This is a genomic window from Streptomyces sp. NPDC046931 (assembly GCF_040644655.1).
Classification (GTDB): domain Bacteria; phylum Actinomycetota; class Actinomycetes; order Streptomycetales; family Streptomycetaceae; genus Streptomyces.
This window is the reverse complement of the sequence record NZ_JBEYWX010000030.1, coordinates 33,966-55,258: the sequence shown is the minus strand read 5'-3', so window position 1 is coordinate 55,258 and position 21,293 is coordinate 33,966. Positions and strand designations below refer to the sequence as shown.

21 protein-coding genes, 2 tRNA genes, 1 pseudogene and 1 riboswitch are annotated in these 21,293 nt (G+C 71.9%); of the genes and pseudogenes, 10 read left to right on the top strand and 14 right to left on the bottom strand.

Annotated features, from left to right (window positions below; genetic code table 11):
* The first annotated feature begins 31 nt into the window (after positions 1 to 31).
* The 5 genes from ABZ876_RS34025 to ABZ876_RS34005 all read left to right on the top strand — a co-directional run bounded on the left by ABZ876_RS34025 (position 32) and on the right by ABZ876_RS34005 (position 2,762).
* Complete coding sequence (locus tag ABZ876_RS34025) at positions 32 to 937, top strand: LysR family transcriptional regulator (RefSeq protein WP_361789043.1); 906 nt, start codon at positions 32 to 34, stop codon at positions 935 to 937.
* 94 nt (positions 938 to 1,031) lie between these two features.
* Entirely contained in the window at positions 1,032 to 1,628 is a 597-nt protein-coding gene (locus tag ABZ876_RS34020; RefSeq protein ID WP_361789041.1) for an XRE family transcriptional regulator, read from the top strand.
* Positions 1,625 to 2,155 (top strand): GNAT family N-acetyltransferase, encoded by a 531-nt coding sequence (locus ABZ876_RS34015; RefSeq protein ID WP_361789039.1) that lies wholly within the window; start codon positions 1,625 to 1,627, stop codon positions 2,153 to 2,155. The genes ABZ876_RS34020 and ABZ876_RS34015 overlap by 4 nt, the downstream gene beginning before the upstream one ends.
* Before the next feature lie 41 nt (positions 2,156 to 2,196).
* On the top strand, positions 2,197 to 2,556 hold the full coding sequence (locus tag ABZ876_RS34010; protein WP_361789037.1) for an MmcQ/YjbR family DNA-binding protein: 360 nt from the start codon (positions 2,197 to 2,199) through the stop codon (positions 2,554 to 2,556).
* A 132-nt stretch (positions 2,557 to 2,688) separates the two neighbouring features.
* Positions 2,689 to 2,762, top strand: a tRNA-Pro gene (locus tag ABZ876_RS34005).
* A gap of 113 nt (positions 2,763 to 2,875) precedes the next feature.
* Here ABZ876_RS34005 and ABZ876_RS34000 read toward each other — a convergent pair.
* The 10 genes and pseudogenes from ABZ876_RS34000 to ABZ876_RS33955 form a co-directional block, all read right to left on the bottom strand.
* Positions 2,876 to 4,132: a GAF domain-containing SpoIIE family protein phosphatase gene (locus tag ABZ876_RS34000; RefSeq protein WP_361789035.1), complete on the bottom strand. Its 1,257-nt coding sequence runs from the start codon at positions 4,130 to 4,132 to the stop codon at positions 2,876 to 2,878.
* 275 nt (positions 4,133 to 4,407) lie between these two features.
* Complete coding sequence (gene lpdA / locus ABZ876_RS33995) at positions 4,408 to 5,805, bottom strand: dihydrolipoyl dehydrogenase (protein ID WP_361789033.1); 1,398 nt, start codon at positions 5,803 to 5,805, stop codon at positions 4,408 to 4,410.
* 17 nt (positions 5,806 to 5,822) lie between these two features.
* Positions 5,823 to 6,749, bottom strand: coding sequence for an NAD(P)H-binding protein (locus tag ABZ876_RS33990; RefSeq protein ID WP_361789031.1), 927 nt, complete (start codon positions 6,747 to 6,749; stop codon positions 5,823 to 5,825).
* A 253-nt stretch (positions 6,750 to 7,002) separates the two neighbouring features.
* On the bottom strand, positions 7,003 to 8,442 hold the full coding sequence (gene gndA / locus ABZ876_RS33985) for an NADP-dependent phosphogluconate dehydrogenase (RefSeq protein ID WP_361789029.1): 1,440 nt from the start codon (positions 8,440 to 8,442) through the stop codon (positions 7,003 to 7,005).
* Positions 8,443 to 8,622: 180 nt separating this feature from the next.
* Positions 8,623 to 9,204 (bottom strand): annotated as a pseudogene (locus ABZ876_RS33980) (ArsB/NhaD family transporter); the annotation flags it as partial.
* A 28-nt stretch (positions 9,205 to 9,232) separates the two neighbouring features.
* The gene (gene thiD / locus ABZ876_RS33975; RefSeq protein ID WP_361789027.1) at positions 9,233 to 10,033 is read right to left on the bottom strand and encodes a bifunctional hydroxymethylpyrimidine kinase/phosphomethylpyrimidine kinase; all 801 of its coding nucleotides are present in this window, start codon (positions 10,031 to 10,033) and stop codon (positions 9,233 to 9,235) included.
* Positions 10,030 to 11,460, bottom strand: a complete 1,431-nt coding sequence (locus tag ABZ876_RS33970; RefSeq protein ID WP_361789026.1) for a cytosine permease — start codon at positions 11,458 to 11,460, stop codon at positions 10,030 to 10,032. The genes thiD and ABZ876_RS33970 overlap by 4 nt, the downstream gene beginning before the upstream one ends.
* Positions 11,452 to 11,545, bottom strand: a riboswitch (TPP riboswitch). It overlaps the preceding gene by 9 nt.
* 114 nt (positions 11,546 to 11,659) lie before the next feature.
* Complete coding sequence (locus tag ABZ876_RS33965; protein WP_361789024.1) at positions 11,660 to 12,316, bottom strand: endonuclease; 657 nt, start codon at positions 12,314 to 12,316, stop codon at positions 11,660 to 11,662.
* Between the two features lie 7 nt (positions 12,317 to 12,323).
* A complete protein-coding gene (locus ABZ876_RS33960; protein WP_361789022.1) occupies positions 12,324 to 12,671 on the bottom strand; it encodes a DUF3140 domain-containing protein in 348 nt (115 codons plus the stop codon).
* A gap of 49 nt (positions 12,672 to 12,720) precedes the next feature.
* Positions 12,721 to 13,203, bottom strand: a complete 483-nt coding sequence (locus ABZ876_RS33955; protein ID WP_361789020.1) for a DNA starvation/stationary phase protection protein — start codon at positions 13,201 to 13,203, stop codon at positions 12,721 to 12,723.
* A gap of 206 nt (positions 13,204 to 13,409) precedes the next feature.
* Here ABZ876_RS33955 and ABZ876_RS33950 point away from each other — a divergent pair, with 206 nt between their 5' ends.
* From ABZ876_RS33950 to ABZ876_RS33940, 3 genes are all read left to right on the top strand, one after another.
* On the top strand, positions 13,410 to 14,597 hold the full coding sequence (locus ABZ876_RS33950) for a thiolase family protein (RefSeq protein WP_361789018.1): 1,188 nt from the start codon (positions 13,410 to 13,412) through the stop codon (positions 14,595 to 14,597).
* A gap of 59 nt (positions 14,598 to 14,656) precedes the next feature.
* Entirely contained in the window at positions 14,657 to 14,833 is a 177-nt protein-coding gene (locus tag ABZ876_RS33945) for a hypothetical protein (RefSeq protein ID WP_361789016.1), read from the top strand.
* A 292-nt stretch (positions 14,834 to 15,125) separates the two neighbouring features.
* A complete protein-coding gene (locus tag ABZ876_RS33940) occupies positions 15,126 to 15,899 on the top strand; it encodes a sulfite exporter TauE/SafE family protein (RefSeq protein WP_361789014.1) in 774 nt (257 codons plus the stop codon).
* An 11-nt stretch (positions 15,900 to 15,910) separates the two neighbouring features.
* Here the strand turns inward: ABZ876_RS33940 and ABZ876_RS33935 are convergent, their stop codons facing one another.
* Complete coding sequence (locus ABZ876_RS33935) at positions 15,911 to 16,696, bottom strand: HAD-IIA family hydrolase (protein WP_361789012.1); 786 nt, start codon at positions 16,694 to 16,696, stop codon at positions 15,911 to 15,913.
* Positions 16,697 to 16,777: 81 nt separating this feature from the next.
* On the opposite strand from ABZ876_RS33935, the gene ABZ876_RS33930 reads away from it, so the two are divergent.
* The gene (locus tag ABZ876_RS33930; protein ID WP_361789010.1) at positions 16,778 to 17,545 is read left to right on the top strand and encodes a cobalt-precorrin-6A reductase; all 768 of its coding nucleotides are present in this window, start codon (positions 16,778 to 16,780) and stop codon (positions 17,543 to 17,545) included.
* Here the strand turns inward: ABZ876_RS33930 and cobF are convergent.
* Entirely contained in the window at positions 17,542 to 18,312 is a 771-nt protein-coding gene (cobF, locus tag ABZ876_RS33925; RefSeq protein WP_361789008.1) for a precorrin-6A synthase (deacetylating), read from the bottom strand. The genes ABZ876_RS33930 and cobF overlap by 4 nt on opposite strands.
* 56 nt (positions 18,313 to 18,368) lie before the next feature.
* Positions 18,369 to 18,893, bottom strand: a complete 525-nt coding sequence (locus ABZ876_RS33920) for a DUF309 domain-containing protein (RefSeq protein ID WP_361789006.1) — start codon at positions 18,891 to 18,893, stop codon at positions 18,369 to 18,371.
* Between the two features lie 98 nt (positions 18,894 to 18,991).
* Here ABZ876_RS33920 and ABZ876_RS33915 point away from each other — a divergent pair.
* Positions 18,992 to 19,065: transfer RNA gene (locus tag ABZ876_RS33915), tRNA-Pro, on the top strand.
* A 143-nt stretch (positions 19,066 to 19,208) separates the two neighbouring features.
* Here ABZ876_RS33915 and ABZ876_RS33910 read toward each other — a convergent pair.
* Positions 19,209 to 21,281, bottom strand: coding sequence for a SpoIIE family protein phosphatase (locus tag ABZ876_RS33910; protein ID WP_361789004.1), 2,073 nt, complete (start codon positions 21,279 to 21,281; stop codon positions 19,209 to 19,211).
* Positions 21,282 to 21,293: the final 12 nt, after the last annotated feature.

The following is a 21,293-nucleotide window of genomic DNA, read 5'->3' as shown; positions in this document are numbered from 1 at the left end:
ACCGCCCCTACGTCTTGCGATAATCGTTTGCATGATCGAAGCGCGGCGGCTGCACATCCTCCGTGCGGTGGCCGACCACCGCACCGTCACGGCCGCTGCCGCCGCGCTCTACCTGACGCCCTCCGCCGTGTCCCAGCAGCTCATCGCGCTGGAACAGGAGACCGGTCACCGGCTGGTCGAGCGGAGCGCCAAGGGAGTACGGCTGACTCCGGCCGGTGAGATCCTGCTCGGCCACACCCACGCCGTCCTCGCCCAGCTGGAACGCGCCGAGGCCGAGCTGGCCGCCTACGGCGCGGGATCGGCGGGCACGGTGACGCTGGCCGCGTTCGCCACCGGCATCGGCCTGGTGGTGGCCCCCGCGCTGGCCCGGCTCACGCACACCGCACCCGGCATTCGGGTCCGGGTCCAGGACGCCGAGGGCGACGCGAGCCTGCCGATGGTCCTGGACCGGCAGGTCGACGTCGCGGTCGCCGTGGAGTACCGGGGCGCGCCCGCTGCGGACGACCCCCGGCTCACGCCCGTCCCGCTCTACGCCGAGCCCTTCGACGCGGTCGTGCCGGTCACCCATCGACTCGCCGACGCACCCGAGGTCCCGCTGGCCGAGCTGGCCAAGGACCCGTGGATCGGCCCGTACCCGGGCAACCCCTGCCACGACGTCGTCGTCCTGGCCTGCGAGCACGCCGGGTTCCAGCCCCGCCTCGAGCACTCCTCGGACGACTTCCGCGCGGTCGTGGCGCTCGCCTCGGCAGGCGCGGGTGTGGCGCTCGTGCCCCGCTCCGCCCTGCGCGGGATGGACCTCACCGGTGTGGTCGTCCGCCCCGTCGACGGCGTCGCGCCCACCCGCCGGGTCTTCGCGGCCGTGCGTCGCGGGGCGGAGGAGCACCCGCTGATCCGCCCGGTACTGGATGCGCTTGCGGAGGCCGCGGCGGTCGACTGACGGTAGGACCGCGCCGGGCACGGCAGCCTTCCCTCTTCGTCTCACATCTGAGACGTAGTCCCGAATATGGGACGGTTGCGATAGGCTCCCCCGAATGGAATCCCACGTCATGGGCACCGCCGATGCCGCCGATGCCGCCGATGTCGACGCCCGGCTGGCCGTGCGCCTCGCCGAACTGCGGGCGGAGCGGGGGTGGTCGCTGGGCGAGCTGGCGGACCGCAGCGGAGTCAGCCGCTCCACGCTCTCCCGGGCCGAACGCGCCGAGATCAGCCCCACCGCCTCGATGCTCAACCGGCTGTGCGGCGTCTACGGCCGCACCATGTCCCAGCTGCTGAGCGAGGTGGAGGCGGAGCCGGCCCAGGTGGTGCGCGCCGCCGGACAGGCCGTGTGGCAGGACGCGGCCTCCGGCTTCGTACGGCGCTCCGTGTCTCCTCCGCACCCCGGGTTGCGCGGCGAACTCGTCGAGGGACGGCTCGCCGCGGGCGCCGACATCGCCTACGACCGGCCGCCCGTGCCCGGGCTCGAACAGCACATCTGGGTCCTCGACGGGACGCTGGAGGTGACCGCCCAGGATGGAGAGCACCGGCTCGCCGCCGGTGACTGCCTGCGGCTGCGGGTGTGGGGCCCGACGCGGTTTCGCTGCCCGGGCCCCGGCCATGTGCGCTACGCGCTGGTGGTGGTGCTTCCATGACCGCGATCGTCCGGCTCGGCGGCCCCGACGTGCTCGGCCGTGCCGAGGAGCTGGCCGACCTGCTGACCGACGCCGTCGACGGCGGCGCCTCCGTCGGGTTCCTCGCCCCGCTCGACCGGGCCGAGGCCCTCGCCTGGTGGCGGCAGCGGGCGGCCGCGGTCGACGCGGGGAGTCTCACGGTGTGGGCGGCGTCGGCGGGCAGCCGGGTGGCGGGCACCGTGAGCCTCGCCTTCCCGGACAAGGCGAACAGCCGTCACCGCGCCGAACTGGTCAAACTCATGGTGCACCGGGAGGCCCGCGGCCGGGGCCTGGGACGCCGGCTGCTGACCACCGCGGAGCGGGCCGCCGCCGAGGCCGGGATCACCCTGCTTCACCTGGACACGGAGACCGGCAGCCCGGCCGAGTTCCTGTACCGCTCCGCGGGCTGGACCTGTGCGGGGGAGATACCGGACTACGCGACGACACCGGCCGGAGCGCTGCACCCGACCACGCTCTTCTACAAACGGGTCGGGGCCTGCTCCCCCTGAGCGGCAGCCGACTGTCAGTGCCATTGGCTACGGTGCGGAGCATGCCGGACGCCGAAGACGTACGCCGTATCGCTCTGTCCTTGCCCGAGACGGCCGAGAAGACCGCCTGGAACATGCCCACGTTCCGGGTCGCGGGGAAGATGTTCGCCACGCTGCCCGAGGACGAGACGTCCGTAGCGGTGCGCTGTCCCAGGGAGGAGCGGGACGAGCTGGTGCTCGCCGAGCCCGGGAAGTTCTGGGTCGCCGGGCACGAGGCGCAGTTCGCCTGGATCCGGGTGCGCCTCGCCGCCCTGGAGGACGAGGCCGAGCTGCGGGACATCCTCGCCGATTCCTGGCGTCAGGCGGCCACGCCCCGGCTCCTCGACCACCACCCGGAGCTCGGCCTGCCGGCCGGAGGGTGACGACAGGAGAGTGACGGCAGGAGAGCGACGACAGGGGTGAATGGCGCATAAACGGGTGCGCGACCACCGTCCCGAGTGCGGTATTGTTTCTGTGCACGTTCGGCCGGGGGAAACCCCAGGTCAGGCGGGCAACGGGACGTGGCGCAGCTTGGTAGCGCACTTGACTGGGGGTCAAGGGGTCGCAGGTTCAAATCCTGTCGTCCCGACAGTGAAGTCGGAAGTTTTCGCGGGTCAGGGGCTCTCTTCGGAGGGCCCCTGTCGCGTTGGCGGGCGCAGTCCGCAGCCCTTCCGGACACGAGACCGACGGTCGACCCACGGTTCAGGTCTGCGTGTCGGGTGCCGGCATGGAGCGATGGTGCAGCCGGGCGGCCAGTACCGCGACGTCGTCCTCCGCGTGGCGGGCGTCGAGGCGGGCGAGCACCGTGTCCAGGACGTCCTCGACGCCTGAGGCGGCCTCGAAGCCGACCCCGGCGAGTCGGCGCAGGGACTGGTCGATGTCCTCACCGCGGCGCTCGACGAGCCCGTCGGTGAAGAGGACCAGCGTCTGGGACGGCTCCAGCCGGTAGGTGGCCGGCTCGTAGCCGCCCAGCCCGGTGCCCAGAGGTGGGCCGACCGGTATGGGTAACAGGCAGGCGCTGCCCTGCTCGTCGATCACGACCGGCGGCAGATGGCCCGCGCTCGTGATCGTCACCTGGCTGCGATTGGGGTCGATCTGTGCGATGAGGCAGGTCGCGGGCCTGCGGTCCGGCTCGCCGGCAGCGAGCTCGTCGAGCTGGCGCAGCACGCGGTGCGGCGGCAGATCGGCGGAGGCGATGTAGCGCAGGGACGAGCGGTAGGCGGTCATGTCGACGGCTGCCTCCAGACCGTGGCCCATGACATCGCCGACCACGAGCAGCGTACGGCCGAAGTGCAGCCGGACGGTCTCGCACCAGTCCCCGCCGATCAGCGCGCTCTGCCCGACGGGGAGGTAGCGGACGGCCACATCCAGATTGGGGTGCGGCCGGCCCGGAGCCGACAGCAGGGCACGCTGGAGCTTTCCGACGATGCCGCTCACCGCGTCATGCTCCCGGGCGTGCCGGATGTGGGAGGCGGCGTGTTCGGCGAGGAACGTCAGGACCTCCGTCTCCTCGTGGGTGAACGGTGTTCTCTCCCGGGCGCTCACCAGCACGCCGTAGCAGTGACCGTTCGTGACCAGCGGCACGCAGAGCGCAGGCCCCCGGTGGCCCGCCACCGCAGACGGGAGTGAGTTCTCTCGCGAGCCCACCGCCTCCTCAGCCGCGGCCACAGTCAGCCAGGGGTCGGGCAGCACGGCCGCGTTTCCGGCGACGGCCTCGTACCGTGCGCGGAACTCGCGCCCGCCGCGCAGCACGGCCGCCGCACCACCGACCTGCCCGGCGATCTCTCGCACCAGCTCGGCGCACGTGGTGTCCTCATCGAGCGTGGTGCCGATCCGCGCCGCCGCCGAGCGCAGCTCACCGAGCCGGGACGGGACGCCGATGCCCGGCACGGGTGCGGCCCCAGGCGTGGGCGGCTCCGCCATCGCCGGCCCGCGAAACGACTCGAACCCTCCCGCCACGTTCACCACCCTAAGCACATGACGACTCCGCGCAGGTAACGCGCAGATTGCATCACTGCGGAGACGCCCCCACACAACGGCACCTCCCGCACGACCGGCGCGCCGGGCCGACCGAGCCGTGGACCTACGGAAACGCCGCCCCCTTCCGTGCGTATGACGCTACATCAGCGTTCGACCGGACGGCGTCCAAGATCGCCCCGACGGCGAGGACCTGTGATCACGACGAGCGCGTTGTCGGTCAGGTCGTGTGCGCCCGAGCCACGTGGCCGCCTCGCTCACAGATTGATCATGTGCCCGGCCAGGCCGTGCAGGGCGTCCTGGACCGCCTCGCTCAGCGTGGGGTGCGCGTGCACGTTCCTCACCAGCTCGGTCACCGTCAGATCCCATTTCTGCGCCAGGGTCAGTTCCGGAAGAAGCTCGGTGACGTCCGGGCCGATCAGATGCGCGCCCAGAAGCTCGCCGTGGCGGGCGTCGCTGATGAGCTTCACGAAGCCGGCCGTGTCGCCGAATCCGTGCGCCTTCGCGTTCGCCGTGAAGGGGAACTTCGCGGCACGGACATCGAACCCCGCCTCCCTGGCCTCCCTCTCGGTCCAGCCGAAACTGGCGACCTGGGGCTGGCAGAACGTGGCCCGCGGAATCATGCGGTAGTCGAGCTCCATCGTCTCGGCACCGGCGATGGTCTCCGCGGCGATGACTCCCATCGCCTCGGCGGCATGGGCGAGCATCAGTTTCGCCGTGACGTCCCCGATGGCGAAGATGTGCGGCCGGCTGGTACGGCACCGGCCGTCGATGTCGATGGCACCACGGTCGGTGAGCCGGACGCCCGCCTGCCCGAGCCCATACCCGGCGGTGCGCGGCTGGAAGCCCAGGGCCTGGAGCACCGTGTCCGCTTCCAGGACCCGCTCCTGGCCGCCCTGCGAGACGACGACGCGCACTCCGTTCGCCGTCTCCTCCATCGACTCCACGCGGGTGGACGTCATCACCGTGATCCCCTGCCGGCGGAACTGCCGGGCCAGTTCCGCGGAGACCTCCTCGTCCTCCAGGGGAGCGATCCGGTCGAAGAACTCGACCAGCGTGACGTCGACGCCATAAGCCCGCAGCAGGTGGGCGAACTCCACTCCGATCGCGCCCGCTCCGGCGATGATGATGCTCCCGGGCACGTGGTCGGAGAGGATCTGCTCCTCATAGGTCACGATGCGTCTGCCGAGGCGGGTCCCCGGCAGCAGCTTCACGGTGGAGCCGGTGGCGATGATGCAGTGGGCGAAGGTGAGGGTGGCTTCCCCGGTGGACATCCGGACGTTCAGGGTGTGGGGATCGACGAACGTTCCCTGCCCCTCGAACTGCGCGATGTCGTTCTTGCGCATCAGATAGTTGACGCCTTTCGCGCGCCCGTCGGCCACCTTGCGGCTCCTGAGGTACGCCGCCCGGTAGTCGAGACTCACCGCACCGTCGAACCGCACGCCGAAGGTGTCCGCCTCATGCAGCACCAGCCGTGCCACTTCCGCGTTTCGCAGCAGTGCCTTCGCCGGGATGCAGCCGATGTTCAGGCAGATTCCGCCCCAGAACCGTCCTTCGACGATCGCGGTCCTGAGACCCAGCTGGGCGCATCGAATGGCTGCCACATACCCACCCGGCCCCGCACCCAGGACCACCACATCGAACTCTGTGTTCATGACTCGGCCTCACGGGTTCATGACGCGTCGGCGGACCGGAACAGCTCAGGGTTGTGCTGGACGAACTCCCGTACGCCCGAGGCGGGCCGCCCGGTGGCCTTCTCCACGTCGTGGGTCGCGCGGTCATAGCGGTTCTGCGCGTGCAGCAGCGCCATGGTGGTCAGGTGCTCGACGACATGGTCCGGAAGGCCCTGCCGGTTCAGCTCGTCCTCGAACTCGCCGTACGGCAGGTCGACGTAGGTGACGGGACGGCCCAGCGCGGAGGACAACTCCTCCGCCATGGCCGCCATGTCCTGCGAGACCGGTCCGGTCAGCTCGTAGACGCGGCCGATGTGTGCGGCGGGATCGGCGAGAACGGCGGCGACGACACGCGCGACGTCCTCGGCCGCCACCGGAGAGGTGCGGCCCTGACCGAAAGGAAGCCGCATCGTCCCGTCACGTGCGATCGAGGCGAAACAGAAGATCCGGAACAACGGATTCTCCATGAAGACCGTCGGCCGCACATGGGTGACGGGAAGACCGGACCAGTCCAGCACCTGCTCGGTGAGCCAGTGCTCGCGTTGCTGTGTCGATTCGGCGGTGCTGGTGAGGTCCATCCGGGAGACCGTCATCTGCGACATGTCGACGAAGACCTCCAGACGGCCGTAAGCGCGCGCCGCCGCGGCGGTGACGAGAGCCGCCTCCAGGTACTGCGACGACACGCCCATGCCGAAATACATGCGATGACAGCCGTCCAGCGCCCGCACCGCGTCCGCCGGGCGCGTCAGGTCTCCCACCGTCACCTCCGCACCCGTTTCGCGGAGCGCATCGGCGCGCTCGTCCTCCCGGTGCACGAGCGCGCGCACCGCGTGCCCCCGCCGCCGAAGGTCGTCCACCACCCGGCGTCCCACCGATCCCACACTCCCGGCCGCCCCGGTCACCAGCATCAGCGGACTGTCGACCACGATGGCTCCTGATCTCGGATCGATGCGAGTGTCCGGACAGCCGGCCCGGTCGATCGGCCGGCATAGCGGCACGCCGTCCCGTCGGCATAGCGGCACGCCGTCCCGTCGGCATACCGGCACGCCGTCCCGGCGGCCGGCCGGCAGGCCGGCACCGGCCCTGGTCAGCCTAAGCGCGGCCCGGCTGCACGGCATGTCGACCCCGGTCCGGGCGCCCTTTGCGGGAGCCCGGACCGTCCGTCGTCCGCCGCCCCGGTCAGGCCTGCGTCTCGGTGCGGTCGGCCGTGCCCCACAGCGTGTGGAAGCTGCCCTCGCGGTCGACGCGCCGGTAGGTGTGGGCGCCGAAGTAGTCGCGCTGGCCCTGGGTGAGCGCGGCCGGCAGGCGCTCGGCACGCAGGGAGTCGTAGTACGACAGCGACGCCGAGAAAGCGGGCACCGGCACGCCCCGGCGGGCCGCGGTGGCGATCACCTCGCGCCACGGCACCTGCGCATCCCTGATCTCCGCCGCGAATCCCGCGTCGGACAGCAGGCTGACCAGGCCCGGGTCCACGGCGTAGGCGGCACGGATACGGTCCAGGAAGGCGGCCCGGATGATGCAGCCCCCGCGCCAGATCCTGGCGACCGCCCCGAGGTCGATGGTCCAGCCGAACTCTTCGGCGGCGTCCAGGATCATCTTCCAGCCCTGGTCGTAGGCGATCAGCTTCGACGCGTACAGGGCCTGCTCCACCTGCGCGGTGAAGCGCTCGGCCTCGTACGAGGTGAGGTCCCACCGGGTGCCGCCGGGCAGCCCCCGGTACGCGTCGCGCAGCGCCGACTGGCCGGAGGCGGCACGGGCGAAGGTGGCCTGGGCGATGGCGGTCACGGGGGAGCCCAGCTCCAGCGCGGTCTGCACGGTCCAGCGCCCGGTGCCCTTCTGCCCCGCGGCATCGGCGACGACGTCCACGAACGGCCTGCCGGTCGCCGCGTCCACATGGGACAGCACCTCGGCCGTGATCTCGATCAGATAGGAGTCGAGGCGGCCCTTGTTCCACTCGCGGAAGATCTCGGCGATCGCGGCGGGGGAGAGTCCGGCCACCTGACGCAGCAGGTCGTACGCCTCGCCGATCAGCTGCATGTCGGCGTACTCGATACCGTTGTGCACCATCTTCACGAAGTGCCCCGCGCCGTCGGTGCCGACGTGCGTCGTACACGGCTCGCCGTCGACCTTCGCACTGATCTTCTCGAACATCGGACCGAGCGCGGCATACGACTCCGGTGAACCGCCGGGCATGATGCTCGGCCCGTGCAGGGCGCCCTCCTCGCCCCCCGAGACGCCCGCGCCGACGAAGTGGATGCCACGCTCGCGCAGCGACCGCTCACGGCGCCGGGTGTCCGCGAAGTGTGCGTTCCCGCCGTCGATGATCATGTCGCCGTGCTCCAGCAGCGGGGCGAACTCCTCGATCACCGCGTCGGTGGCCGCGCCCGCCTGCACCATGATCATGAGGCGGCGGGGACGTTCCAGTGCCGCCACGAACTCCTCGGCCGTCTCGGCGGCCACGAAGGCACCCTCGTGTCCGAACTCCTCGACCAGCGCCTTGGTTCTGGTCGGGGTGCGGTTGTGCACGGCGACGGTGTACCCGTGCCGGGCGAAGTTCCGGGCCAGATTGCGGCCCATCACCGCGAGTCCGGTGACGCCGATCTGCGCGGTCGCCTGCATGCTGTGCTCCTCGGGTCCGGATCCGCCCCGTGCCCGCGTGCCCGGCGGGTGCGGCGGATGTCGCTCGGTACGGCTCGTACCGCTGTACCGGTCAAGTACGGACGGCGGGTCACCGGTTGCTCACCGCGAGAAGAGCGATCTGCGCCGGCCGGGCGCCGGCCCCCCGGGCGGGCCATGCGCTCATGGCCCGACGAGGTGGAGGGAGGCCCACAACGCCACCACTGCGCCCGCCAGGGCGGCCGGTACCGCGATGGCCCCGAGCGGGGTGAACTCCCTGAGGTCGACGCCGCGGCTGTACCGGTGGGCGATGGCGCCGCCAGAGCAGCGTGGCCGGCGACCCCGCACAGGTGAGATCGGGACCGATGTTCACGCCGAGCACGGCGGCGAGCACCGCGCCGGGCCCGGACGGCACGGCCGGCGGCAGCAGGACCGGCACCGCCGGCAGGTTGTTGATCGAATTGGCCGGCAGGGCCGCCAGGGCCGCGATCCCGAGCAGGGCGGGCAGTCCCGTCCCACCCGGGACGAGCCGGTCGAGGCGTCCGCGAGCCCGTGGTTGACGACGGCCCGCACGACGATGCCCAGCGCCAGGACGAACGCCGGAAACGACGGCGCGGCGGCCCGTACCGCCGTGAGCGGGGTGGCCCGGCGCCGGACGAGCGCACGGCCGGCGCGGACCAGCGCTCCGCCCAGCGCCGACCAGGCCGGGTCGATGCCGACCGCCGAGGCGACCACGACCCCGACGAGCGTGCAGCCGACGGTCACCCGGTCATCGACGCCCCACCCCCGTCCCCTACGCCCCCGCCTCCCGCAGTCGCCACCCGTGGTCCACCGGCCCGATGCCGGCGCCCAGCGCGAAGCCCGCCGCGATGGCCGCCGTGACGTACCCCTTGGCCCGTCGTACCGCCTCGGGCACCGTGAGGCCCTGCGCGAGCCCGACCGCGACGGCCGAGGCGAGGGTGCAGCCCGTGCCGTGGGTGTGCCGGTTGTCGTGGCGCTCGGCGCGCAACCAGTGCTCCTCGCAGCCGTCCGTCAGCAGGTCCACGGCCGCCCCGGGCAGATGCCCGCCCTTCACCAGGACCCACCGGGGCCCGTACGACAGCAGGTGCGCGGCCGCGCGGCGCATGCCGGGCTCATCGGTCACCTCCAGACCGGTCAGCTCGGCGACCTCGTCCAGGTTGGGTGTGGTGACCGTGGCGAGCGGAAGCAGCCGGCCGCGTAGGGCGTCCAGCGCGTCGTCGGCGAGCAGCCGGTCTCCGTGCTTGGAGACGCTCACCGGGTCCACCACGACCGGGGCGGCCATGTCCGCGAGCAGATCGGCCACCGTCGTGACCAGCGCGGGGGAGGCGAGCATCCCGGTCTTGACCGCCTGGACGCCGATGTCGTCGACGACGCTGCGGTACTGGGCGCGGACCGCCTCCACGGGCAGCTCCCAGGCACCCTGCACGCCCACCGAGTTCTGGGCCGTCACCGCGGTGACCACGCTCATCCCGTGCGCGCCGAGCGCCAGCATGGTCTTCAGGTCGGCCTGGATCCCGGCGCCGCCGCCGGAGTCGGATCCGGCGATCGTCAGCACACGGGGCGGCGCGGTCATGCGCGACCCTCCTCTCGGGACTGCCGGACCTTCCGGGCTTCTCGGGTCTCTCGGGCGCGCAGCGGCGCGTACACCGCGAGCGCCACCAGGAACGCCACGTAGTACGAGACGTCGGCGCCGTGCAGCGCGCGGGCGACCGGACCCACGTACAGGCCGGTGTCCATGAAGGGCACCGCCGCCGCGAACGCCACGGTGAACGCCAGCAGCGGGGGCCACACCGGCCGCGGCCGGGCCGTCTCGGCGGCGAGATCGATGCCGGTGCCGCGGCGGGCGAGCCAGTCGGTGACCACGATCGCCACGAACCCGGGAATCCAGTAGCTCACGAACAGCAGGACGTTCTGGAAACGGGCTGTCGTGTCCGCCGCGTGCATCCACAGCACCAGCGGGAAGCCGAGCAGCGCGGCGAGCGCGGCCGCCGCCGGACGCGGCATGCGCACGCCCACCGTCTGAAGCGCCAGGGAACCGCTGTAGTCGTTCATCGCGTTGCTGCACAGTGCCGCCAGCGCCACGGCCAGCAGTCCGAAGGCCCCGGCCGCGCCTCCACCCAGCAGCGCCTCGACCCCCGCCGCCGTCTGGTCGGTGAGCGCGGCCGCCGCCCACAGCCCGAGGGCCTGTACGGCCACGAAGGACACCACCAGTCCGAGCAGCGTGCACCAGAACATCCGGGAGCGGGAGGTGGCACGCGGCAGATAGCGGCTGAAGTCGCTGGCGTACGGCGCCCACGACAGGGCGAGGCTGAGCGCGATGGTGCTGGTCAGCACGAACGCGCCCGCCCGGTCGGCGCCGTGTGCGCTGCCCGTGGCGGCCGGGTGGACGCTGCCTGACATCCGCAGGGCGATCAGCGAGAAGGCGGCCGCGAGGACGAACGTCATCACGATCTGGAGGCGGTGGATCGCCTCGTATCCGAGGACCCCCAGGGCTCCCTGCGCGAGCATCACCACCAGGACACCCAGCCAGAACGGCCAGCCGCACAGCCGGGCCAGCGCGTCCCCGCCGAACAGCCCGATCAGCGCGTCCCAGGCGACCGACGACAGCCACTGGAGCACACCCGGCAGAGCCACCGCCCGCCCGAACGCGAGCCGGGCGAGCGGCAGCTGACCGGCGCCGGTGCGGCTGCCCCAGGTGCTCAGATAGGCGGTGGGCACCGCGCCGAGCACCGTACCGAGGACGACCGCGGCGAGGGCGGTGGTGAAGTCGAGCCCGAGCGCGATACCGATGGTGCCGGTGAACACACCGGTCATGGTCAGATTGGGCGCGAACCACACGGTGAACAGGCGGCCCGGGCCTCCGTAGCGACGGGTCTCGGGAACCGGCTCGATGCCGTGCCCCTCGATGCGGAGATCGCCGGGTGCGGTGGGCATCCGCCCGTCGAAGACGGCTCGCCGGCTGTCGGCGGGCAGCCCGCCGGGAACATGCGCCAAAGGCATGAAAGACATCCCTCCGCCAGTACGAACTGGTTCAGGTTCGACGGGTGTGATCTCAGCCCCGAGCGGGGCACCCCGTGTCCGGTACGGCGGCAAGATTAACCCGAGCTGCGGGATGTGCCATACGGATGGGCCGCCGCCGGATCCGGCAGCGGCCCTTCTCCCCTCGCGTGCGGTGCCGGCGGTCGCCGAGGCGGCGGTCCTAGGCCGCGTGCTCCAGCACGCCCTCCGCCACCTTCTTGTCCAGTGCCGCCCGCACCAACGCGGCGGACAGCACCGTAGGTTCGGTGTCGCCGGCCAGCCCCACCAGTTTCTCCGGGTCCTTGGGCAGCCCGAGCCGCTCGGCTCCGGACAGCGCCTTGGCGTCCACGTACGGCGCCACCTCCGGCCAGACCCGCTGCACCTCCCGCAGGAAGATGTCGGCGCCGGCCGGCCCGATCCCCGGAATCTCCTGAAGCAACTCGCGCAGCGTCGGAATGTCCCCGTCCGCCTCCTTCCGCAGCCGGCGCAGATCGCCTCCCCAACGCTCCGTCAGCAGCTCGGCGCCGTCGCCGAGCTGGGTCGCCGTCCGCTCGTCGTAGCGCCGGTAGCCGCCCCGGCCGAGCGCGTCCACACGCTCCTGCCAGTCGGCCCCGGCCATGCGCCGCGGATCGCGCAGACCCGCCTCCTGCAGCGCCCGCACCGTCTCCAGGGCGATCGAGGTGCGGATGCGGGCGCTGAGCAGCAGGGCCATCAGCAGCAGCCGGTAGAGCGGCTGCGGGGCGTCCTTGAGCGGGATACCCGCTTCCTCGGCGTAGGTGTGACCGTGTTCGCGGACGAGTTCTCCCACGACGCGGTCCGCCTTGTCGCGGCGGGGCACGGTGATCTCACTTCGGCGGCTTGAGCGGGTCGTGGCCGATGGTCATCAGCCGATGGCGGCGGTCCTCGTCCTCGGCACGCTCGGGCTCCGGTTCGTCGTACAAGTCCTGCTGGGCGGTCACGGTGTCCACGACCTCATGCATCACCTGGATGTCGTCGTCGGTCAGATCCGTGCGCCGCTTCTGCAGGATCGCGAGGACATGCCGTCCGGTCGGCGGGCCCGCATGCTCGGGCAGCGGCTCGGTGTCCTCGCCGGCGTCCAGGACCCGCAGCCAGGCTGCGAGTTCCTGGGAGGTCATGTTGACCACGCGGTGGAACTCGTCCCACAGCGCGTCCATCTCCAGGGCGTCGGTCATGGCGTACTCCTCTCCGCCCTCGGTGGCACGGCCCCTGTTCGTCGGTGGTTCAGTCCTCCCGCGGCCAGTTCTCGGCCTCGAACATCCAGCGCTGCTTCTCCAGCTCCGCGGTGAGTCCGATGAGCAGGTCCTGGGTGACCGGATCGGCCTTCTCCGTGGCGTCGATCCGCGTACGCAGCCGTCCGATCGCCGTCTCCAGCGACTCCGCCATCAGCCGTACGACGTCCGTGTCATGCAGCCAGCCCTCCTTCGCACCCGTCAGGCCGAAGGCGGACGCGACGGTCTCCGGCCGCCCGTCCGGCGGGACGCCGAGCGCGGCGGCCCGCTCGGCGACGGTGTCGGCGTACGTGCGTGCCGTGGCCACGACTTCGTCCAGTTGGAGGTGGATCGAACGGAACCTCGGTCCGACGATGTTCCAGTGGGCCTGCTTCCCGACGAGTGACAGCCCGAGCAGATCCACCAGGGTCTCCTGGAGGGCGTCCCCCGTGACCTGGCGTGCAGGCTCGGGCAGGGTGCTGTGCACCACGGTCATCGCGCGCTTCTCCTTGTCGGTCGGTATGCCGGTCGGTATGCCGGTCGTCTTGCCCGGCCCGGGTGCCCGGGACGGATGGGGTGAAACCCGGTGGCAGGTCCGGAGCGGGGGAGCGGGGCGGGAAGCTTTCCCGGTAGGCCGTCCGCGGTCTATAGTTAAAACTAGCGGTGCTAATTAATGGTCTGAGGCCGATCAGGAGTCCCGTCGTGCGTACCGTCCACTTCGCGGCAGCCCGCCGCACCCCCATCGGCAAGCTGCGCGGCGCCCTGTCCCCCGTACGGCCCGACGACCTCGCCGCGACGGTGATCCGCGCCCTGGTCGCGGACGTGCCCGGCCTCGACCCGGCCCGCATCGACGACGTCTACTGGGGCGCCGCCAACCAGGCAGGCGAGGACAACCGCAACGTCGCCCGCATGGCCGCGCTCCTCGCCGGACTGCCCGAATCCGTCCCGGGCGCCACGGTCAACCGGCTGTGCGCCTCCGGTCTGGAGGCGGTGACGACCGCCGCCCGCACCATCGCCGCGGGCGAGGCCGACATCGTGCTCGCCGGCGGATCCGAGTCCATGAGCCGCGCCCCCTTCGTACTGCCCCGCCCCGACGAGGCACTGCCGCACCGCATCGAGACCGCCGACACACGCCTCGGCTGGCGCCTGGTCAACCCCGCCATGAAAGACCTCCACGGACTGCTCTCCATGGGGGAGACCGCCGAGGAGGTCGCGGAGCGGTACGGCATCGGACGCGCACGCCAGGACGAGTTCGCGCTGCGCAGCCACCGGCGTGCCGCGGACGCCCGCAAGAACGGGTGGTTCGACAGCGAGCTGCTGCCCGTGGCCAGGCCGGACGGGGTCGTGGTCTCCGTCGACGAATGCGTGCGCGAGGACACCTCGTACGAGAAGCTCGCCCGTCTCAAGCCGGTCTTCCGCGAGGGCGGCACCGTCACCGCGGGCAACGCCTCGCCGATGAACGACGGAGCCGCCGCCCTGCTCCTCGTCAGCGAGGAGGCCCTCGACGAGCTGGGACTGGAGTCCCTCGGCCGCTATGTCGCGGGCGCCTCGGCCGGCGTCCACCCGGATGTGATGGGCATCGGGCCCGTCCCCGCCACCGAGAAGGCCCTCGCCCGCGTCGGCTGGACGATCGGCGGCATCGAGGAGGCCGAGCTCAACGAGGCGTTCGCCGCCCAGACCCTCGCCTGTGTCGACCTTCTCCGCATCGACCCGGAGCTGGTCAACCCCGACGGCGGCGCCATCGCGCTCGGGCATCCCCTCGGCTGCTCGGGCGCACGGATCCTGACCACCCTGCTGCACCGCATGCGCCGCACCGGGGCGTCCCGAGGGCTCGCCACCATGTGCGTGGGGGTCGGGCAGGGCACCGCGGTGCTCGTGGAACGGCCGTAGGATTTCCCCCGCCCGTGATCTACTGAGTCGGCGCGAACCCCGACATGAAGACCGAGGCGATGACCCGACACTGCTGTGCGGCGATGACGGACCGGGTGAACCGGCGCCGCGACCAGCACGACGACCCCTTCTCCTGCCCGGACGCACTGATCCTGTTCACCGGCAGGTTCCGGGAGTACGCGCTGATCGTCCACGACGGCGGCGCATCGGGCATCGGTGTCGACTTCTGCCCGTGATGCGGCCGGCGGCTCCCGGAATCCCAGCGGGACCGGTGGTTCGAGGAGCTCGAGAACCGCGGCGTCGATCCGTGGGACGACGAGATCCCCGCCGAGTTCCAGGACGACCGCCGGCTCGGCTCCTCGGCCGGGAACGTTTGACGCGTGCCGTCGGGCATACGGCAACCCGGGCGTGGGGCAAGGCTGTCGGGGCGCGGTGGACGCAGGGCCCCGGCCTGCGGCCCCGGACCGCGCCGCCGGGCGAGACGCCTCTGAACGGGGCCGGATGCATGGGCATAGCATCGGTCCCCGCATGAACACGATGACGCTCTGGAACATATCCGCATGGGGGTTCGCCGCGCTGGCCGTCGCAGCGATGCTCGTCGGCTTCTCCAAGACCGCCGTGAGCGGCGCCAACACGGTCAGCCTCGCGGTCTTCGCCGCGGTCCTGCCCGCTCGTGCCTCGACCGGCGTCCTGCTGCCCGTGCTGATCGCCGGCGACATCCTCGCGGTCCTCACCTACCGGCGGCACGCCCACTGGCCCACCCTGTGGCGGCTGTTCCCGGCGGTCGCCGTGGGCGTCGTCCTGGGCACCCTGTTCCTGATGTGGGCGGACGACGGGGTCGTACGGACGTCGATCGGCGCGACCCTGCTGCTGATGGCGGCGGTCACGGTGTGGCGCCGCCGCAGCGCCGACCGGCCCGACGGCCCGGATGCGGTGACCACCCGAGCCGGCCGGATCAAGGCCCGCTCCTACGGCGTCCTCGGCGGCTTCACCACGATGGTGGCGAACGCCGGCGGCCCGGTGATGTCGATGTACCTGCTGTCGGCGGGCTTCCGCAAAATGGGCTTCCTCGGCACCTCGGCGTTCTTCTTCCTGATCGTCAACGTCTCCAAGGTGCCCTTCAGCGCCGGCCTCGGCCTGATCGACGGCCGCTCACTGCTGCTGGACGCGGCGCTCGCGGTGTTCGTGGTGCCGGGCGCGTTCCTCGGAAAGTGGGCACTGCACCGGATCGACCAGCGCCTGTTCGAGCGACTGGTGATCGCGGCGACCGTGGTGGGCGCCGTCCAGCTGCTGCTGCGCTGAGCGGGACGGACTCATGGACGCAGCAACGCGGGGAGGTCCGCGAAGGAGTCGAGGACGTGGTCGGGCTCGCCGCTCGCGGCCCGATGGGTCTCCGGCTGGTATTTGCCGGTCCTGACGAGCACACCGGTGATCCCGGCGCGCTGGGCCGCGAGAACGTCGTTCTCGATGTCGTCGCCGACCATGAGCGCCTGGTCCGGGCCGACCCCGAGACGGGCCAGCGCCGCCTCGAAGAACGCGGGCGACGGCTTGCCCGTGACCTCGGCCTCCACCCGTGCGGCCCGCTCCAGACCGAGCAGGAACGCCCCCGAGTCGAGTTGCAGCCCCTGGTCCGTGCGCCAGTACAGATTGCGGTGCATGGCGACCAGCCGCGCCCCGCGCTGAAGATGGCCGAAGGCGCGGTTGAGCGCCGCGTAGTCGAACTCCGGTCCGGCCCCGCCGAGAAGCACGACGTCCGGGACGGCGTCCTCGTCGTCGTCGACGACCGAGACCCCGACCAGGTCCTCCCGGATGTCACCGCTGTTGAGCAGCCGGCACCGCGCGCCCGGACAGCGGTCGGCGAGATACCCGGCGGTGACGGCGGGCGCGGTCAGGACGTCTTCGGCGGACACCGGGAAACCGGCCCCGGAGAGGGTCTCGGCGACCGATGCGCGGGTGCGGGACGTGGTGTTGGTGACGAGGGCGACGGCCAGATGCGCCGCGCGGATCTCCCGCAGTGCCCGGACCGCGCCCGGCAGGGGCTGCCACGAGACGGTGAGGACCCCGTCGACGTCGATGAGCACGGCGCGCACAGCATCCATACCAGGACCCTAGCGAGCGGAGCGCCCGCCCGTCGTGTGGCCGCGGGCGGGGGAGCCGGAGCAGCCCGTACCCTCGTGGCCATGCTCCTCCACGTTCTGGTCCTCGGCGGCACCACCGAGGCGCGTGAACTGGCCGCCTCGCTCGCGGCCCGTCCGGACGTACGGGTGACCACATCCCTGGCAGGCCGGGTGTCCCGGCCGGGAACGCTCGAGGGGGGCGTACGCGTCGGCGGGTTCGGCGGCGCCGAGGGGCTGGCCGCCTGGCTCCGCGCGCACCACGTGGACGCGCTGGTCGACGCCACGCACCCGTTCGCCGCCGGAATATCGGCGAACGCGGCCCGGGCCGCCGCGGCCGCGGGTGTCCCCGCCGTGGTGCTGCGCCGGCCCGGCTGGCGCCCGGCGCCCGGCGACCGCTGGCATGAGACGGGCTCCCTCGCGGGTGCGGCCGCGCTGCTGCCGGCGCTCGGCCGGCGGGTGTTCCTCACCACCGGCCGGCTGGGCCTCGCGGCCTTCGCCCCTCTGGCGGACCTGCACTTCGTCGTACGGTCGGTGGAGCCGCCCGAGCCGCCCTTGCCGCCGGACACGGACGTGGTGCTCGCCCGCGGACCCTTCACGGTCGAGGACGAGACGGTGCTGCTGCGCGAGCACCGCATCGAGGTGCTGGTGACGAAGGACAGCGGGGGAGCGGCGACGGCGGCCAAGCTCACCGCGGCGCGGGAACGGGGAATCCCGGTGGTCGTCGTACGGCGTCCGCCCCTGCCCGAGGGCGTCACCGCGGTGCCGGACGTGGCCGAAGCACTCTCCCGGCTGAGGCTCGGCCCCGCCGGGAACGGGCCGGATCCCGCCTAGTCCCGCGGATGCCTGCGCAGCAGATACGTGTCCATGATCCAGCCCTTGCGTTCCCTGGCCTCCGCACGCAGCCGCTCGATGCGCTCGGCCGTCTCGGTCAGGGGGCCGGAGACGAGTATCTCGTCCGGTGTGCCGATGTACGCGCCCCAGTAGATGTCGATGTCCTGGTCCGCGTACTGCCGGAAGGCCTGGTGGGCGTCGAGCATCACGACCACGTCGTCGACGCCTTCCGGGAAACCCTCCGCGAGACGGCGCCCCGTGGTGATCTGCACCGGCCGCGCCACCCGGTTCAGCCCCGTGCGGTGCCTGGCGACAAGCGCCGAGACGCTGCTGATTCCGGGCACGACGTCGTACGAGAACGTCACCGTGCCGCGGGCCAGGACCTCCTCCAGGATGCCGAGCGTGCTGTCGTAGAGCGAGGGGTCGCCCCAGACCAGGAAGGCGCCGGTGTCCTCCTCGCCCAGCTCCTCGGCGATGAGCCGCTCGTAGATGTGGGCGCGCGCAGAACGCCAGTCGCCGACGGCGGGGGAGTAGGCGGCGCCGCCCGCGGCCCGGTCGCGCTCGGGGTCGCGCGCCTCGGCCAGGCGGTACGTCCCCTCCGGCAGGTGTGCGTCGAGAAGGTCGCGGCGCAGCTGCACGAGGTCCGACTTCACCTCGCCCTTGTCGAGCACGAAGAACACGTCCGTGCTCTTCAACGCCTTGACCGCCTGAAGGGTCAGCTGATCGGGATCGCCCGCCCCGATGCCGATCACATGAATCTTTCGCACGCCACGAGTCTGCCGTACGCCGCCGACAGCCCGCGCACACCCCTGCCCCGGTCCGCCTACCGCTGCTCCCCGCGCAGCCGCGGCGCCCACGCGCGGGCGTCGACCGGCGCCGCCTCCCGCTCCACGGTCGCCGCCGAGTCCCGCGCCCAGCGGACCAGTTGTGCCACCCCGATACCGTACGGCCGTTCCTGGCCGGTCGCGATCGCCCACTCCTCCACGGCCCCGGCACCGCGTCGCAGCAGCCGGGCACCGCCCGTCGTGTTGCCACGGGCCGCGTGTGTGAGGCCGACGGCCAGCTGGGCGAGCCCGCGCCACAGGGCACGCTCCCCGGTGGGACCCGACTTCCACGCGTCCTCGAAAACCTCGTGGGCATGGAACGGCCGCCCGTCGTCCAGCAGCGCCTGAGCCTCGGCGACGGTGTCCTGCGGTGTCCGTACGACTCCCTCCGGCTGGCGCGTCACGCCCGGCGAGCCGTACGGAAGGGGCCGCCCCAGTCCGTCCCGTGGCCGGGCATTGCGGGCCCGCCCCTCGGCGTCCCGGTCGCGGTCCCGGTTCACGGTGGCCTCCGATGCGTCGTTCATACCCCGATTGTCCCCCGCCGTCCGCCCCTTCGGGGCAGTGCGCGGCGTGGGGTAGAGTTCTGTCCGCGCGATCACGCGGGCCACCGCGAGAGGCGCACCGGGACGTGGCGCAGCTTGGTAGCGCACTTGACTGGGGGTCAAGGGGTCGCAGGTTCAAATCCTGTCGTCCCGACGGTGAGGTAGTTGAATTTCCATACGTCAGGGGCTCTCTTCGGAGAGCCCCTGACGCATGACCGGAAGGCTTGATTTCTGCTCCTGTACTCCGGACAGGCGCGCAGCGATGCATACGGTGAACACCTATGACCGCCGTGGGGGTCAGGGTGTGGTCGCGGTCGGGAGGGACTTCTCGGCCCAGACGGTCTTGCCGTCGAGGGAGTAGCGGACGCCCCAGTTCTGCGCGAGTTGGGCGATGATGAACAAGCCGCGCCCGCCTTCGTCGATGGTGTTCGCGTGACGCAATCGCGGCGCGAGGGAATTGCTGTCGTGTACCTCGCACGTGAGTGCGCGGTCCTTGATGAGCTGCAACCGCAGAGGCGGGGTGCCGTAGCGGACGGCGTTGGTGACCAGTTCGCTGACGATCATTTCGGTGGTGTAGGCGGTTTCCTCGTCGATTCCCCACAGGGCGAGCTGCTGCCGGGTGTGGGTGCGTGCCGTGGCGACAGCTTTGGCGTGCTGGTCGAGATGCCATGTGGCGACGTGGTGAGCGGGAAATGTGTGGGTGCGGGCGAGGAGCAGGAAGACGTCGCCGTGGCAGGTGTCGCTCCGCAGCCGGTAGAGCACGTCGTCGCACAGGTCCTGTAGCGGCCGCTCAGGGTGGGCCAGCACCCGCTGGAGGATGTCCGGGGACGGGGCGGTGCGCAGGAGGGATGCGGTGTAGAAGGCGAGGACGCTGCCGTCGCTGACAGGGATGGCGGTGGCGGCGAAGGGGGGTCCCTCGGCACTGCCCAGAGGGGGCCCGGCCGGCAGGTCGGGGATCTCGGTGGTCCCGTCGGGGTGGGCGAGGACGGGTGGGGGATGGCCGGCCAGGGCGATGGTGCAGGCCTCGGCGAGCGGGTCGTAGACCGCGTACACGCAGCTTCCCCCGAGCGGCATGGGGTCGCCGGACGGCAGGGCGGTGCGTTCCTGGGCCAGGCTCAGGGCGGTGTCGTTGAGGCGGGCGAGGAGCTCGTCGGGCCCCAGGCCGAGTGCCGCCAGGCAGTGGGCGGCGGTCCGTATCTGTCCCAGAGTGGTGGCCGCGTGGATGCCCTTGCCGGTGACTTCGCCGACCATCAGCGCGGTGCGGGCGCCGGGCAGGGCGAAGGTGTCGAACCCGCCGCCTCCGCCGATTTCGGAGGGCATGTACATGTGCGCGGTTTCGACGGTGGTCTGCGTCGCAGGGTGGGGCAGCAGAACATGGCGCTGGATTGTCAGGGCGATGGTGTGTTCGCGTGTGTAGCGGCGGGCGTTGTCGATGCACAGCGCGGTGTGAGCGGCCACTGCGAGGGCGAGGGCGACATCGTCGTTGTCGTAGACGTCCGCCCGGCCGGTGCGGTACAGGCTCAACAGCCCCAGCACTGTTCCACGCAGCGTCAGGGGGGCTGTGATGAGGCTGTGGGCACCGGAGGCGCGGATCGCCTCGGCGCGTGCCGGGGCGGCTGCCAGCCAGGGCGTGTCGGGGCCCAGGGCGACGAGGCGGGGCTTGAGATCGGCCAGCGTCTGGGCGTAGGGCGTCGGGAACGGCAGAGCGCGCACGTCACCCACCGGATGCGCCTGCATCTGCTCCTCGCCACCGTCGTGGCCGTAGGCGGCGCGGCGCAGCGGCACCTTGAGTCCCAGAGGGCTCAGCGGAGGGTCCTCGCCGCGTACCACCGCGTCCACCACGTCCACCACGGCTATGTCGGCGAGGTTCGGCACCACCTCATGCACCAGTTCCTCGCAGGTGGCCACCACGTCGAGGGTCTGTCCCACGTGCTCGCGCACCGAGCCGAAGACGCGCACGCGGGCGGCTGCCTTTTCGCGTTCGGTGACATCGAGCATCTCCGCCAGCACCCCCAAGATCTTCCGCTGCGGGCTCTCCAGACGGGATGCCGAGACGGAGAACAGGTACTCCGGCCCCGGCGCGCCCTTCGGACGCACTCCCACCAGGTGGCCCCGTGCGGGCGTGCCGCTCTCCAGCACCCTCTCCAGCATCGCCTCCACCTCACGGGGTGCAGAAAGGTCGTACACCTCGGTGATGTGCCGCCCCACGATCTGCCCGGGGGGTGCCCCGTACAGAACCGGCCGGGTGAGTTTGAGCCGTAGGATTCGCAGCTGCCTGTCCAGGATCAGCAGGCCTGTGGGGGACTGGTGGAACAGAGCTTCCAGTACCGCAACACCCTCGACGGGCGAGATGGCGTCGTCTTGCGCCACGGCAACCACCTC